The 14,329-nt window shown below is 55.3% G+C and carries 16 protein-coding genes; 8 read left to right on the forward strand and 8 right to left on the reverse strand.

The features are described 5' to 3' along the window. Positions 1-2: 2 nt before the first annotated feature. Positions 3-713: a phosphonate metabolism transcriptional regulator PhnF gene (gene phnF / locus Yoon_RS13590; RefSeq protein WP_238112867.1), complete on the reverse strand. Its 711-nt coding sequence runs from the start codon at positions 711-713 to the stop codon at positions 3-5. A 105-nt stretch (positions 714-818) separates the two neighbouring features. On the opposite strand from phnF, the gene phnG reads away from it, so the two are divergent. The 7 genes from phnG to phnN all read left to right on the forward strand — a co-directional run bounded on the left by phnG (position 819) and on the right by phnN (position 5,863). Continuing rightward, positions 819-1,274 carry a phosphonate C-P lyase system protein PhnG gene (gene phnG, locus Yoon_RS13595; protein ID WP_238112869.1) on the forward strand — a complete coding sequence of 152 codons (456 nt, stop codon included), beginning with the start codon at positions 819-821 and terminating at the stop codon, positions 1,272-1,274. Continuing rightward, the gene (gene phnH, locus Yoon_RS13600; RefSeq protein ID WP_238112870.1) at positions 1,274-1,834 is read left to right on the forward strand and encodes a phosphonate C-P lyase system protein PhnH; all 561 of its coding nucleotides are present in this window, start codon (positions 1,274-1,276) and stop codon (positions 1,832-1,834) included. Before phnG ends, phnH begins: the two co-directional genes overlap by 1 nt. Further along, the gene (locus Yoon_RS13605; RefSeq protein WP_238112871.1) at positions 1,835-2,917 is read left to right on the forward strand and encodes a carbon-phosphorus lyase complex subunit PhnI; all 1,083 of its coding nucleotides are present in this window, start codon (positions 1,835-1,837) and stop codon (positions 2,915-2,917) included. Positions 2,918-2,989: 72 nt separating this feature from the next. Next, the gene (locus Yoon_RS13610; RefSeq protein WP_255698863.1) at positions 2,990-3,859 is read left to right on the forward strand and encodes an alpha-D-ribose 1-methylphosphonate 5-phosphate C-P-lyase PhnJ; all 870 of its coding nucleotides are present in this window, start codon (positions 2,990-2,992) and stop codon (positions 3,857-3,859) included. Beyond that, positions 3,856-4,626 (forward strand): phosphonate C-P lyase system protein PhnK, encoded by a 771-nt coding sequence (gene phnK / locus Yoon_RS13615; RefSeq protein ID WP_238112874.1) that lies wholly within the window; start codon positions 3,856-3,858, stop codon positions 4,624-4,626. The genes Yoon_RS13610 and phnK overlap by 4 nt, the downstream gene beginning before the upstream one ends. 14 nt (positions 4,627-4,640) lie before the next feature. Further along, positions 4,641-5,324 carry a phosphonate C-P lyase system protein PhnL gene (gene phnL, locus Yoon_RS13620; RefSeq protein WP_238112877.1) on the forward strand — a complete coding sequence of 228 codons (684 nt, stop codon included), beginning with the start codon at positions 4,641-4,643 and terminating at the stop codon, positions 5,322-5,324. Further along, the gene (gene phnN / locus Yoon_RS13625; RefSeq protein ID WP_238112879.1) at positions 5,321-5,863 is read left to right on the forward strand and encodes a phosphonate metabolism protein/1,5-bisphosphokinase (PRPP-forming) PhnN; all 543 of its coding nucleotides are present in this window, start codon (positions 5,321-5,323) and stop codon (positions 5,861-5,863) included. The genes phnL and phnN overlap by 4 nt, the downstream gene beginning before the upstream one ends. Here the strand turns inward: phnN and Yoon_RS13630 are convergent. Beyond that, the gene (locus tag Yoon_RS13630) at positions 5,845-6,522 is read right to left on the reverse strand and encodes a DUF1045 domain-containing protein (RefSeq protein ID WP_238112881.1); all 678 of its coding nucleotides are present in this window, start codon (positions 6,520-6,522) and stop codon (positions 5,845-5,847) included. The genes phnN and Yoon_RS13630 overlap by 19 nt on opposite strands. 34 nt (positions 6,523-6,556) lie before the next feature. On the opposite strand from Yoon_RS13630, the gene Yoon_RS13635 reads away from it, so the two are divergent. Continuing rightward, positions 6,557-7,702 carry an alpha-D-ribose 1-methylphosphonate 5-triphosphate diphosphatase gene (locus tag Yoon_RS13635; protein ID WP_238112883.1) on the forward strand — a complete coding sequence of 382 codons (1,146 nt, stop codon included), beginning with the start codon at positions 6,557-6,559 and terminating at the stop codon, positions 7,700-7,702. 64 nt (positions 7,703-7,766) lie between these two features. On the opposite strand, the gene Yoon_RS13640 is transcribed toward Yoon_RS13635, so the two are convergent. The 6 genes from Yoon_RS13640 to Yoon_RS13665 all read right to left on the reverse strand — a co-directional run bounded on the left by Yoon_RS13640 (position 7,767) and on the right by Yoon_RS13665 (position 14,198). Next, on the reverse strand, positions 7,767-7,976 hold the full coding sequence (locus Yoon_RS13640) for a cold-shock protein (RefSeq protein ID WP_113778070.1): 210 nt from the start codon (positions 7,974-7,976) through the stop codon (positions 7,767-7,769). A gap of 243 nt (positions 7,977-8,219) precedes the next feature. After that, positions 8,220-8,426, reverse strand: coding sequence for a cold-shock protein (locus Yoon_RS13645; protein ID WP_090195363.1), 207 nt, complete (start codon positions 8,424-8,426; stop codon positions 8,220-8,222). A gap of 246 nt (positions 8,427-8,672) precedes the next feature. Then, positions 8,673-9,224, reverse strand: coding sequence for an outer membrane beta-barrel protein (locus Yoon_RS13650; RefSeq protein WP_238112885.1), 552 nt, complete (start codon positions 9,222-9,224; stop codon positions 8,673-8,675). A gap of 359 nt (positions 9,225-9,583) precedes the next feature. Next, positions 9,584-11,239 carry an energy-dependent translational throttle protein EttA gene (gene ettA / locus Yoon_RS13655; RefSeq protein WP_238112887.1) on the reverse strand — a complete coding sequence of 552 codons (1,656 nt, stop codon included), beginning with the start codon at positions 11,237-11,239 and terminating at the stop codon, positions 9,584-9,586. Between the two features lie 70 nt (positions 11,240-11,309). Further along, entirely contained in the window at positions 11,310-12,638 is a 1,329-nt protein-coding gene (locus Yoon_RS13660) for a P-loop NTPase fold protein (RefSeq protein WP_238112890.1), read from the reverse strand. A gap of 138 nt (positions 12,639-12,776) precedes the next feature. Continuing rightward, the gene (locus tag Yoon_RS13665) at positions 12,777-14,198 is read right to left on the reverse strand and encodes a type IV pili methyl-accepting chemotaxis transducer N-terminal domain-containing protein (protein ID WP_238112892.1); all 1,422 of its coding nucleotides are present in this window, start codon (positions 14,196-14,198) and stop codon (positions 12,777-12,779) included. Positions 14,199-14,329 lie beyond the last annotated feature (131 nt).

Genomic DNA, 14,329 nt, shown 5'->3' on the forward strand with positions numbered 1-14,329 from the left:
ATTTATGAATTGTTAACAGTTAGGGTCACACGGTCGCCAGCAAACCATGTGTGACCAAATTCGATCGGGGTATCATCAGTGTCGACGTTTATGCCGACTGAGCGCAGGATCGGTGCACCCTCTGTTATACGTAGATGAAGGGCTTGGGTCGCGTTGGCCTGTTTTGCGGTCAACCGGGTCGTGGCGCGGGTGTAGTCAGAGATGCCTTGCCGTTTAAGCGCTGCGGTCACAGAGTTGGTCTCGGCGATATGGTCACATAGGTCTGGAAATCGCGACGCTGGGAAAATGCTGCGAAACAGCGCGATGGGTTGGTCATCGGCCAAAGATAACCCGTCATAGACATGCACCGGGTCGCCCGCGTGAAGGGAAAGCGCTTCGGCCTCGCGGGCATCTGCTGCACGGGTTTCAAGTGCGAGGACTTGTTTGGCTGGTGCGCGGCCAGCCGCAGTCAGGTTTTGGTGAAACCGAACGCGGCGGCCAATCGGGTAATCTGTTGGCGTCAGCGCCACAAACACCCCGGCGCCGCGTCGCGCATGGACCAGACCTTCGTCTGCCATCGCGGCAAGTGCGCGACGCACCGTATGACGGTTCACACCAAAACGCGCCGATAGCGCGGCCTCCGTCGGGAGTTTGTCACCCGGGGCATAGCGCCCTTCGGCGATATCATTTGTCAGCGCGGCGCTGATCGACGTCCAGATTGCAGTGCGAGCCATAGCGTTACAAAAGTTTCACATCATAGGGGATTGCCAGTCACGAATGACATAGCCTAATATTTGTCTAGTTGTATATTAATTTAGACAAACACACAAGGTGTCTAGATGACAAAAGAGAACGATCCAAACGCTGCTCGCAAAACATGGATGAGCCTTCTGGCAAAATCCGATGCGGGCGTTTTGTCTCAGATTTGGGACAAGGCTGATATCGCGCCAGACTTCCGGTTTCTGCGCGCCCCCGAGATTGGCGGCGTGATGGTGCGCGGGCGGGCGGGTGCCGTTGGTGCTGCATTTAACTTAGGCGAAATGACGGTGACGCGCTGTTCCGTGACGCTGAACAGCGGGGCCGTTGGTCACGCCTATGTGCAGGGTCGCGATAAGAAAAAGGCCGAAGTTGCGGCGCAGATTGATGCGTTGATGCAAACCGATTTGGCCGCACAAGTGGAGGCTGCCGTTTTGGCACCGCTGCGCAAGATCGCCGAAACGGCCAAGCAAACCCGCGCTGCTAAAGCTGCTGCAACAAAGGTCGATTTCTTTACCATGGTTCGAGGAGAAGATTGATGCAGGCCAAAATTCTAGAGGGAGGGTTCGTCGAGGCCCCCACCGATTCAGCCCGCGCGTTTCGCCAAATCATGACCGCGATGGCACAGCCTGGCACGATTAACACGGTAGTAGGTGCACAGCCGCCGGCGCCGCTTTCTGTTGCAACGGGGGTTGTCTTGTTGACGATGTGCGACCCCGAAACGCCCGTGTTTCTGACGCCTAAATTTGACACAGACGAAGTGCGGGCGTGGATCACTTTTCATACAGGTGCACCATTTGCGGAGGCCAACAACGCCGCCTTTGCCGTGGGCGCATGGGATGATCTGCCGTTGCATGACTTTGCGATTGGCACGTCTGAATACCCAGATCGGTCGGCCACATTGATTGTAGAAACAGATCACTTGAGTGTCACAGGTGCGACGTTGCGCGGGCCAGGGATTAAGGACAAGGCGACGCTTTCATTGCCTGATGTTGCGGCCTTTCGGAACAATGCGCTGCTGTTCCCATTGGGGCTTGATTTCATATTCACCTGCCAAAGCGATCTTGCCGCTTTGCCACGGACGACAAAGGTTTCTTAGATGTATGTTGCAGTAAAGGGCGGCGAAAAGGCGATTGATAACGCCCATGCGTGGCTTGCAGAAGAACGGCGTGGGGATACATCCGTCGCTGAATTATCGGTCGCCCAAATTCGCGAACAATTGGCCTTGGCAGTGAATCGGGTGATGGCGGAAGGATCGCTTTATGATCCTGATTTGGCGGCACTTGCGATCAAACAGTCGCGCGGCGATCTGATCGAAGCGATCTTTTTGATCCGCGCCTACCGCACGACGTTGCCGCGGTTTGGCGGGTCCGAACCCGTCGATACCGAAAAAATGGCATGTGATCGGCGTGTTTCTGCGACGTTTAAGGACGCGCCGGGTGGGCAGGTGCTTGGGCCGACGTTTGACTACACGCACCGTCTGCTTGATTTCAAGCTCGCCGCCGATGGTGAGGCCCCGCAAGCGCCAATGACAGATGCGCCACCCGCTGAGACGCCACATATCATGTCGTTCTTGGATCGTGAAAATCTGATCCAAGATGAACCTGCCGGCCCTAAAGTGCCCGACGATCTGACCCGCGCCCCGCTTGAACTGCCCGCGAGCCGTGCGCTGCGTTTGCAAGCGCTGACACGCGGCGACGAAGGGTTCATCCTTGGCATGGCCTATTCGACGCAACGCGGCTACGCGCGCAACCACGCCTTTGTCGCGGAATTGCGGATCGGTGCTGTGCCCGTTGAAATGGACATCCCTGAACTGGGATTTGCAGTTGATATCGGCGAGGTCACATTGACCGAATGTGAGACCGTTAACCAATTCCAAGGGTCCAAAACAGAGCCGCCGCAATTCACCCGTGGTTACGGGCTGGTGTTCGGCATGACGGAACGTAAGGCGATTTCGATGGCTTTGGTTGACCGCGCACTGCGCTGGAAAGAGTTGGGAGAAGACAATGTCGGGGCGCCTGCGCAAGACGAAGAATTTGTGCTGTATCACGCGGACAATATCCAAGCCACCGGGTTCTTGGAGCATATTAAACTGCCGCATTACGTCGATTTCCAATCCGAGCTGGAACTGATCCGGAAATTGCGCCGCGAAGCGCAAGCGGTACAGGAGGCGGCAGAGTGAGTATTTGTTTTGGCGCAAGCGCCAACGCCTTCGGCGAGAGTATTTTTAGCAAGATGATATGGGGTGCTGCGCATGTCTGACTATAACTTTGCGTATTTGGACGAACAAACGAAACGGATGATCCGCCGCGCGATCCTTAAGGGGTTGGCGATTCCGGGGTATCAGGTCCCATTTGCGAGCCGCGAAATGCCGATGCCTTATGGTTGGGGCACGGGTGGCGTGCAGGTGTCAGCGGCTGTTTTGACGCCCGACGATACCTTTAAGGTGATTGACCAAGGGGCCGATGATACGACGAACGCCGTGTCGATCCGCCGGTTTTTTGAAAAGACCGCAGATGTTGCCGTGACAGAAGCCACGGGCGAGGCCAGCGTCATCCAGACCCGCCACCGTATCCCAGAGCAAGACCTGCGCGCCGATCAGATTTTGGTCTATCAGGTGCCCATCCCAGAGCCGCTTCGGTTCTTAGAGCCATCCGAGGTCGAAACCCGCAAGATGCATGCGCTTGAAGAATACGGGCTGATGCATGTGAAGCTTTATGAAGATATTTCGCAGCACGGCGCGATTGCGACGTCCTATGCGTACCCGGTGAAGGTTGAAGGCCGCTATGTCATGGACCCGTCGCCGATCCCTAAGTTTGATAATCCAAAACTCAATATGGCGGGCATCCAGCTGTTTGGCGCGGGTCGCGAACAACGCATATATGCGGTGCCGCCCTATACGGATGTTGTCAGCCTTGATTTCGAAGACTACCCGTTTGAGGCCAGCAAAGCCGATCACGCCTGTGATCTATGCGGCGCCACTGACAGCTATCTTGATGAGCTGATCGTCGACGATTCAGGTAAACGGATGTTTATGTGTTCAGACACGGATTATTGCTGTTCGCGGCGTAAGGCTGGCCATATCGGTGCGCAAGGTGTCCCTTATGCGGAGGATGCAGCATGAACCCGCTGTTGAATGTTGGTGGAATTTCAAAGTTCTACGGCCACCGAATTGGCTGCAAGGATGTATCGTTTGATCTGTATCCCGGTGAGGTTATGGGTATCGTTGGCGAAAGCGGATCAGGTAAATCGACCCTATTGAATTGTCTCGCGGGGCATCTCGCGCCGGACAGGGGCGCGGTGAATTTTGACACGCGCGTGGATGGCATGCGTGACACGGTCACGATGTCTGAACCAGAACGGCGGATGCTGTCGCGCACGGATTGGGCCTTCGTGCATCAACATGCGCGCGATGGGCTGCGCATGAATGTAAGTGCTGGCGGCAACGTCGGCGAACGGCTGATGGCTGTTGGTGCGCGTCACTATGGCGACATCCGCGACCAGGCGACTGATTGGCTTGGCCGGGTTGAGATTAACGCCGACCGCGTTGATGACCGCCCCACAGCATTTTCGGGCGGCATGCAGCAGAGGTTGCAGATTGCGCGGAACTTAGTGACCGGGCCGCGCTTGGTGTTCATGGATGAACCAACGGGTGGCTTGGATGTGTCTGTGCAGGCACGTTTGCTGGATCTATTGCGCGGATTGGTGCGCGAAATGAACCTGAGCGCAATTATCGTCACCCATGATTTGGCTGTTGTCCGCCTGCTTGCCGATCGATTGATGGTGATGAAAGACGGGCATGTGGTTGAAACCGGGCTAACCGATCAGGTGCTTGATGATCCACAGCACGGCTATACCCAGCTGTTGGTGTCGTCGGTGTTGCAGGTTTGAATAAGGATTATACGATGATCAGTATCGAAAACGTATCAAAGTCGTTCACCCTGCATAATCAAGGTGCCGCGACGATCCCGGTCATGGATGGCGCGTCATTACAGGTGGCACCGGGCGAATGCGTGGCCCTTGTCGGGCAATCTGGTTCGGGCAAATCAACGCTGATGCGGATGATTTACGGAAACTATTTGTCCGCGGCTGGCCGGATCATGATCGATGAAGTGGATGTCGCCTCTGCCGCGCCGCGCGAAATATTGCAGTTGCGCCGTTATACATTGGGTTATGTCAGTCAGTTTTTGCGTGTCGTGCCGCGTGTCCCGACGGTCGAGGTTGTGGCTGATCCTTTGTTGGCAACCGGGGTTGAACGCGGTGCGGCCTTGGCGCGTGCGCAGGTCTTGCTTGAAAATCTGAATATCCCCGAACGGCTTTGGGCACTTAGCCCGACAACGTTTTCTGGCGGCGAACAGCAACGCGTGAATATTGCGCGTGGGTTTGCTTATAACTATCCAGCCTTATTGCTGGATGAGCCGACCGCGAGCCTTGACGGCAAAAATCGTGAAGTCGTGATGACGATGATCGAAGAGGCCAAGGCGCGCGGCGCTGCAATTATCGGGATTTTCCATGACGAAGCTGCACGAGACCGCGTGTGTGACCGCGAGATTGACGTGACGGGCTTTACCCCAAAGGCGGCGGCGTGACCGCGCGCTTTATCTGCGTTGTTGGCCCATCGGGGGTTGGCAAAGACAGTGTCATGCACGCCATGGCCGCGGCTGAACCCCGGCTTGTACCGGTGCGCCGTGTGATCACGCGGCCCAGTGAAGCAGGTGGCGAAGATTTTGACGGTGTGACCGAGACGCAGTTTTCGGCGATGGAAGCCGCTGGTAAATTTGCCTTGTCATGGCCAGCACATGGGTTGCGCTATGGCATCCCTGTGGGCGTAGATGATGTGCTTGCATCTGGGCAAGACGTGCTGGCGAATCTGTCACGTGCGCAGTTGGCCGCCGCACAGGGGCGGTTCGCGAATACCGAATTTATTGCGCTGACGGCATCGCGCGACGTGTTGGAAAAGCGGCTTTTGGCGCGTGGCCGCGAGACAGTAGAACAAGTAGCCCGGCGATTGGACCGCGCAAGTTTTGCACTGCCCGATGGCATCCACGCGCATGAGATCGACAATAGTGGGACGCTCGATGTTACAGTCAACGCGGCCTTGAACCTGCTTTACCCCGATAGGTCGTAGCGGTGGATTTCATGGAACATACCAGCGCCATCCTCACCCATCAGCGAGATTTGATTGATCGGAAACGGGCGCGGCACCAGCGGCAGCAGATGCGGCGCCAGCGCGTCGGTCACATCTGCGCCAAGACCGGGGTCAATGCGTCCCGACAGGGTCAGGTGGAAATGAAAATCGGCGTCAACGTAGGGGTAGCCCCAAGTCATCAGGTTCGCCTCTTGCCGCTCGGTCAGGTTCGCCTTGCGACGACGGGCCAGCTCTTCGGGTGGCGCAGGGGCGCGGAACGGATCGAGGGTCTCAACGATCGCTTGCGTGAATGCGTTCAGCACGGTGACGTCACCGCGTGGGCGCAATGCCAAGAACCCGCGGTGATGCTTCAGCGCAAGACCTGTCAAGTTGAAGGCGGGCAGGGTCGCGCCCAAGGCTGCCGTCGCATCTTCCAGATCGTCTGGGCTACAACCTGTCGCCAGCCGAAACGGCGCTTTCAGAGTTGCATGGATGCCGTATTTGCGCGGCGTTTGCGTCAGCGCAGCCACATCAAAATCAGCGATTTGCGGATGGGGGCAAGCGCGCCCCGCCCGATTATCCCAACCCAGCCATGCAGAACAGAAATCAGCGAATGGGCCGGGCGGTGGGGTGTAGAAAATTGCGTATCGTTCAAACATATTCCACTCTTTGCCAAGGTAGCGTGACAGATCCATGACAGATGAAACAATCCTCGCCAATGCCCAGATCATTCTTGCAGAAGAGGTGATCACCGGAAGCCTGAAAATGCAGGGCGGTACCATCACGGATATTGCGCAGGGTGCGCAGGTGCCCAACGGGGCAATCGATTGCGACGGCGATTTTATAAGTCCTGGCATGATCGAACTGCATACGGATAATCTTGAACGCCACATAAGCCCAAGGCCAAAGGTCGACTGGCCGCACCGCGCCGCCATTGTGGCGCATGACCGAGAATTGGCTGGCTGCGGGATTACCACTGTGTTTGACGCGATCCGCGTTGGATCCATCGTGTCGGGGAATGGCAAACGCTATGGAAAATACGCGCGGCAGATGGCCGATGAAATCCTCCAAATGCGCGACCTTGGGGCGCTCAAAATCAGCCACCATATCCACCTGCGCGCCGAAGTCTGTTCTGAAACGCTTGTTGATGAGCTGGCCGAATTTGGTGAGGCTGACCGGATCGGGATCGTGTCTTTGATGGACCACACCCCCGGACAGCGCCAATTCAGCGACATCCAAAAATACGAAGACTATGTGTGCGGGAAACATGGTATGGATCGGGCAGAGTTTCCGGCCTATGTGGAATTTTTGACGACCTTGCAAGCGCGTTTGGGGGCAGATCATGAAGAAGCTGCCGTTGCCGCCGCACAGCGCTATGGTGCGACTTTGGCCAGCCATGATGATACAACAGCAGTACAGGTGGCCACCAGCCACGCGCATGGCATCACATTGGCTGAATTCCCAACGACTGTTGAGGCCGCAAATGCCTGCTACGATGCTGGGATTGCAACAATCATGGGGGCGCCGAACCTTGTACGGGGCGGGTCACACTCTGGCAATGTGGCGGCGCATGAGCTGGCGCGTTTGGACCGGTTGGACATTCTTTCATCCGATTACGTTCCGGCTGCGCTGCTTCTTGGTGCTGTGCAGGTTGCGCAAATCTGGGACGACTGGGCGCGCGGTATAGCTACCGTGACATCAAGCCCAGCGCAGAAGGTACATCTTGAAGATCGTGGGGTGTTGGCGATTGGAAAACGCGCGGATGTGATGCGTTTTGCCGTGGTGAACGACCTGCCGCTTGTACAGTCGGTCTGGGCCGCCGGGCGCAGCGTTGCCTAGGCACTAGCAAAGAGCGCCGCGAAGATCATTGCGGCGCCCTTTTGAATTTTGTGGTCTTATGTCTTTAGTCAGCGACGGTGAGGTTAATTGCGCTCTCGCGCCCATCACGGCCTGCTTCAATATCAAAATTAACTTTTTGATCGTCGCGCAAACCCGTTAGGCCCGAGCGCTCGACCGCAGAAATGTGAACGAATACGTCCTTAGCGCCGCCATCGGGCGCGATAAAGCCGTAGCCTTTTGTGGTGTTGAACCATTTGACAGTGCCTGAAGCCATGTCCTTGTCTTCCTTCAATATCATCCGCTCGCGGAACTGCAGCGGTTTGGCGCAGTCAAAGTTAGATCGATGGACTGGGCCGAAAAAGCAGACAGCGGTCGATAATTTAACGTCGCGTGTCAATCATGGCAGACTGCGCGACAAAATCAACAATTTTGGGAAGGGGAAGCAAAGGGCAGCGCAAAACCGCATGCCGGGGCTGTGACACGCGTCAACCGCGTGCCACATAATTCTTTGAGACGCTTATGCGAGTGCGAGGTTAACCGCAGATTCGCGACCGTCACGGCCAGCTTCGATGTCGAAAGTAACTTTCTGATCGTCGCGCAGACCTGTCAGGCCTGAACGCTCAACAGCGGAGATGTGAACGAATACGTCCTTAGAACCACCATCAGGAGCGATAAAGCCGAAGCCTTTAGTTGTGTTGAACCATTTCACGGTGCCAGTAGCCATCGTGTTTTCCTTTATTTATCAATGCTATCCGCAGAATTGCGATAGCTTGGCTTAGTCAGTGCAAGATCGATAGACTGTAGCCGTATTGGAAAACAGCGGGTCGAGTTGGATAACGTCTGCAATCCCCATGTGGGACCTTAGACCTAATAAATCAAGTAAAAATTGTATTAAATTGAGGTTTCAGAATAACGGGCAAATGTGACAACGCGGTTTTATGACGCGTTGTCACTTGAATCTTGCGCTTGATCAGAAGGTGTAGGCCGCACGGAGCGACCCGCTGTCAACTGTGCCCTCAAGATCACTTCCGTCAGCAGCGAAATCGTATGAGCGTCTCGCAAATTCTACGCCGACTTTGAATTGTTCGTTGATGCTGTATTCGGTACCTATGCCGACAATCAACCCAGATTGAGTTGTTTTATCACCGTCGTCATAAAATTCGCTTACCGAAAGCCCCATAACACCATAAGGTAAAAACGAGCCAACTTGATAGCCAACACGTCCTTTGAGGTCGACAATGGATGTATATTCCCACTCGTCTTCATAACCATCTTCGTAGACGGCATCAGTCGTAAGCGCGAGTTCACCGCCCAAGATATAGCCGTTCATCTCATAGTCGATGCCAAAGAATACTTCGGCGACATCTCCGATCAGGTCGTATTGTGCGTCGTAGTCGATATAATCGTTTTCTCCGCCAAACGATGAATAGGCGATACCGGCATAGTATGCGGGGGCGGATTGCGCATGCGCTGTAGTTGCGCCAACTAAAAGTGTCGCGATTGCTAAAGCTGTGAATTTCATTGTTCGTGTGTCCTGTTGTAAAAAATAGACCAAATACTTTTGGGTGCAATGGTAGCTATGCAAATCTCTTACCATCATGCCTGCTTCAAGGTTACCGCTTCGCACGTAGGACCGTCGAGGTGATCTCGAAAGTAACTGAAGTATTACGTAACAATGGTGCTATCCGAACACGCTTGCACCGCTCTAGGTTGCTTCTTGCAAGCGATGTACGTTTGGTAAGCCCTAAAGCTGCTCTTTAGCTGAGCAAATACCAATTGCGCAGCTTCGCTAACGCGGCCTGTAACCAAGAAGGGTAGTCTAGGTGCTACCCTTCTTGATTCGTTTCAAAGCTGGCCCAACCATAGGCGTTGTTTAGCTGGCTACCTTACGAACTTCTTATGTTTCATCCGCTTTGGTTCCAGCGCGTCTGCGCCGAGGCGTGATATTTTGTCTTCTTCGTAGTCGGAAAATGCGCCTTGGAACCATTCGACGTGGGCGTCGCCTTCGAAAGCTAGGATGTGTGTGCAAATCCGGTCGAGGAAGAAACGATCGTGCGAGATGACCACGGCGCAGCCTGCGAAATCGACCAATGCGTCTTCGAGCGCGCGGAGCGTTTCAACGTCGAGATCGTTGGTCGGCTCATCGAGCAGCAGCACGTTGCCACCGGATTTGAGCAGTTTCGCCATGTGCACGCGGTTGCGTTCACCACCCGACAGCAGGCTGACTTTTTTCTGCTGATCGCCGCCCTTAAAGTTGAAGGCCGAGCAATAGGCGCGCGAGTTCATAGACGCGTCGCCAAGCTCAATAATTTCCGCACCGCCGCTGATTTCTTCCCATACGGTGGTGTCATCAGCCAGCGCATCGCGCGACTGATCAACGTAAGAAAGTTTCACGGTTTCACCGAAGGTCACAGACCCTTCGTCGGGCTCAACCTGCCCGGTCAACATCCCAAAGAGCGTGGATTTACCCGCACCGTTTGGCCCGATCACGCCAACAATACCGCCCGGTGGCAGATCAAATGACAGCCCTTCGACCAGCAATTTATCACCCATGGCTTTTTTCAGGTTTTCGACTTCGATCACCTTGTTCCCAAGACGCGGGCCGTTGGGGATGATGATCTGGGCGCGGCCGACTTTCTCTTTTTCAGATTGGCTGGCCATTTCGTTATAGGACGCGATCCGCGCCTTTGATTTCGCTTGGCGGGCTTTGGCGCCTTGGCGCATCCAGTCCAATTCGCGCTGCAACGTGCGCTGTTTGGATTTGTCGTCTTTTGCCTCGCGCTCAAGCCGCTTTGCTTTGGCTTCAAGCCAGCTTGAATAATTGCCTTCGTGCGGGATGCCAGACCCGCGGTCCAGCTCCAAAATCCAGCCGGTGATCGCGTCAAGGAAATACCGGTCGTGGGTGACGATCAGGATTGTGCCTTTGTAATCAATTAGGTGCTGTTGCAGCCATGCGATGGTTTCGGCGTCAAGGTGGTTGGTCGGCTCATCGAGCAGCAGCATATCTGGCGCATCGAGCAGCAGTTGGCACAGGGCCACCCGGCGTTTTTCACCGCCCGAAAGTGTGGTCACATCTGCATCGTCGGGGGGGCAGCGCAGGGCCTCCATCGAGATGTCGATTTGTGCGTCAAGGTCCCAGAGGTTCTGCGCGTCGATCTGGTCTTGAAGCTGCGCCATTTCATCGGCGGTTTCTTCGGAATAGTTCATCGCAACTTCGTTGTAGCGATCAAGGATCGCCTTTTTGTCAGCGACGCCCAGCATCACGTTTTCACGCACGGTCAGGTTCGGGTCAAGCTCGGGTTCCTGTGGCAGATAGCCCACGCGTGCGCCCTCAGCCGCCCATGCTTCGCCGACGAAGTCTTTGTCTTGGCCCGCCATGATCCGCATCAGGGTCGATTTACCGGTGCCGTTCACACCGACCACACCGATTTTCACACCGGGGAGGAAGTTCAAGCGGATGTTTTCAAATACCTTTTTCCCACCGGGATAGGTCTTGGACACGCCGTCCATGAAATAGACAAATTGATTGCTGGCCATGCTCGGCGGTTCCTTTTGATAAAGCTTGTTCCCCACTTAAAAGGTGCGCGCGGCGTAGGCAAGGGGAGGGTTAATCAGACGGGAGTTCGAAGGCGTCAAGGGATTGGGTGGAAAGGTCCGGGATAATTGTTTTTCGGGTCCTGTTCATAAAATGGTCGCCCAGTGAAGTTTTTACTTCTTGATTCCCCGCAATGGCTAGGTGATTTAGGCAGGCTTGCCAGCACATTTGCGGGTCTGGCACGAGGGTGTTTCCTCCGTGCAATTCTTGCATCCTGAACATCGAATCGAGGTTATCGTACTCCAGTTGGTTTGTACGCGCGAGACCAATCCAAGCCGGTTTGAGAACCTTGATGATCAGCAGCCCCGCAAAAATCTGATATTCTGGACTATCTTCAAAATGTTGACATGGCGTTACAGCGATTAGCGTTGTCAGTTGTTCAACGTCGCGGAGCGTTAGCGGTATGGCCTGATTAAGCGCACACAAGTAGCTGTTAAATACGCGCCAAGCGTCTTGGGGGATCGCAAGTTTTTCGGCGATGGTCCCAAAGTGTTCTACCGCATAACCGTGTGACGGCCTGCGATCCGAACCAGCGGGCATAGGCATTCGTACCCGTACAAACTTATGCAGATACCGATCCGCATCTATCCCTGCCCCATACGTTGCCCTCACACTATTCGCCAATTCTTGCATGTTGGTGCCCAGCACAAAGTGGACGCCGGGGGTGGCGAAGAAGTGTTTGATGACTTCGAGCATTTGTAGCGCGTAATCGGGGCGGCAGCGGTCGAGTTCGTCGATGACGATGACTAGTTTTTGTTGTGGCTCGTCTTTTTCGTTTGGCTTTGTGAGTGCCGTGAGGGCGACGCGGAATTCTTCCATTGCAGCGCGGCGCCCGTCTTCTTGTTTCCAATAGGCTTCGGCAGCTTTTTCAACGTTTTCGGAGGATTGATTGATGAGCGCAGCGGTTAACTCGTCTGCGATTTTGGTGCTTCCTGCGGTTACGACGGCAAGCCCAGCACGGGCCATCATTGGTAGCAGCTTATACGCTGCTTTTCGTAACCCCGCCAAGAGGGCCGGGGAAGTTTCTTCTTCGTCTAACCTATCTGCCAGCGCCCCTGTCAGTGCAATCAGTGGACCATCTAGATAGTCATGCTCATACGCGTCGAAATAGAGCGTGGTCGCTTGGTCGGGGTGGGTTTTGAGATGTTCGCCGACCCAGCATTTCAAAAACACGGATTTGCCGCTGCCCCAGCCTCCATCAAGGGCGATGACCAGCGGGTCGTCGATGCTTTCGACCAAGTTGGACAGCTTTGTCGCCATTGGTTTGCGATTTAGCGTGTCGGGTTTAAATATACCATCTTTGTAGAGTTCAATCTTGGGTTCAGGGATCGAGAGTTTCATCTGGGCAACCTTTCACGCAATATTCGCATAGGTTGTTTACGCTTGGGCCGCCTCCGTCAATGGGGTGCGGCTTGGTAGCACAAAAAAGGCGCGGGCATTGCTGCGCCGCGCCTTCGTTCGTGAGTGGTATTTCGTGGCTTACATCAGGCTTTGGACATTGATCCCGAATGTCATTGCGCCGATGGCTTCGCCGGTGTCTGGGTCAACGACGGTCAGTGATGCTTGGGCTTGGTAGAAGCCGGTGCTGTCATCAAATTCGATTTCGCTGATGTGCAGCGCATCTGGTCCAACGCCGTAGGTCTGCTGGTGCTTGGCTTCATCGCCCTGCCAGAAGTCAGAGGTTGCCACGCTTTGTGCGACGTTCAAGCCGAGGTAGTCCATGATGAACACTTCAGTCACGAAGCCAGCGGTTTCTTCTTGGTGCATGCGCAGCCATGCGGACACATCGTTTTCCAAAGCCGTTGTCATCAGTGGTCCACCATCGCCAGAGGCTTCTGCCCGCCACTGCTGGTCAAGCGCGATCACGGCATCTTCGGCCATGCCAGCGTTGGTGATGTTTTGTGCTTTGACTGCGTCGATCACGCGTGGGTCCGCAGCCCAAGTCCGCAGCTCTGCATCAACATATGCCTCGAGCGGGACTCGGAAGGTGCCTTTTTTGCCCGGTGCGGCGATCAGATACAGCGTGATGATGTTGTTCATCTCAAGCACGAGTTCAGTCGTGAGTGCATTTGAGGCGATGACGTCCTCGGGTGTTGCCGCGTGTACTTCCCCCAGGATTTCGTCGTAGATCACACGGTTTTCTTGCCAAGCGGCATGGGCCTTGTCCAGTTCCGCTTGGACCATTTCATTTGGCGGTGGGTTGATCCCCGCAGCAGGCAGCCCGTCGCGCAATGCGTTCAAAGTCAGATCGAACGTTTCGACTGTATCTGCCAGTTCAAGGCGCGCCTCTTCGAGGTGGATCCCATGCGCAAGTTCGCAGGTCGCGCGTGTCATGCGGTGTGCCAACATACGTTGACGGCCCGCAAAGTTCAGCACAGTTGCATCGCTTTGTAGCAATTCCTGCGGGTTGGTGTATTCGCCGGAAATGTCGGCGGCCATGATGTCTGTTTGCTCAAAAAGCGCGTGGTAGCCTTCGGTGATGATCGCGACTTCTTCGTCTGTTGCGGTCCCTTCAAGCATATGAAGCGAGGCGGCCTCCATCGGGTCCCAAAGTTCATGCGTTTTTGCGATCGCTTGCAAAATCCGTGGTGTGGTTTCTTCGCCGGGCATCCCTAGCGCGCGGTCGCCATGCTCTAACCCATGCAAGATCGCGTCAAAATAGTCGTGAACGTGCTGAAGATCGACGCGCGCGGTTTCTTGGTCATATGTGCCGTCATAGCGGCAGCTCGCAGAGGCAAGGGCTTCGGTCATGCCGCGTAGTGCAAAGGCGCGGTTTACCCGGGCCTTGCCACCGTCATAAAGGGCGGGGTCAAGCGATTGCGCTTGTGGGGCAGTCGCACCGAGCGTCATCAGCGCAATACAAGCTGTGCCCAACAGTTTGGTGGTTTTAAAAGGTGTCATCGTAAACTCCTATGCGTCGCCAGATTTGCATGCCACAGGCTGCGTCTGGCAGTCGTGTTTGAGGATCTGCGTTCCGGTCGCCGTAGGCATCCAAAAGATGCGGCATCAAAGCAGCGCGCGCATGGCGTGCA

Source organism: Yoonia sp. I 8.24, assembly GCF_022096995.1.
Classification (GTDB): Bacteria; Pseudomonadota; Alphaproteobacteria; order Rhodobacterales; family Rhodobacteraceae; genus Yoonia.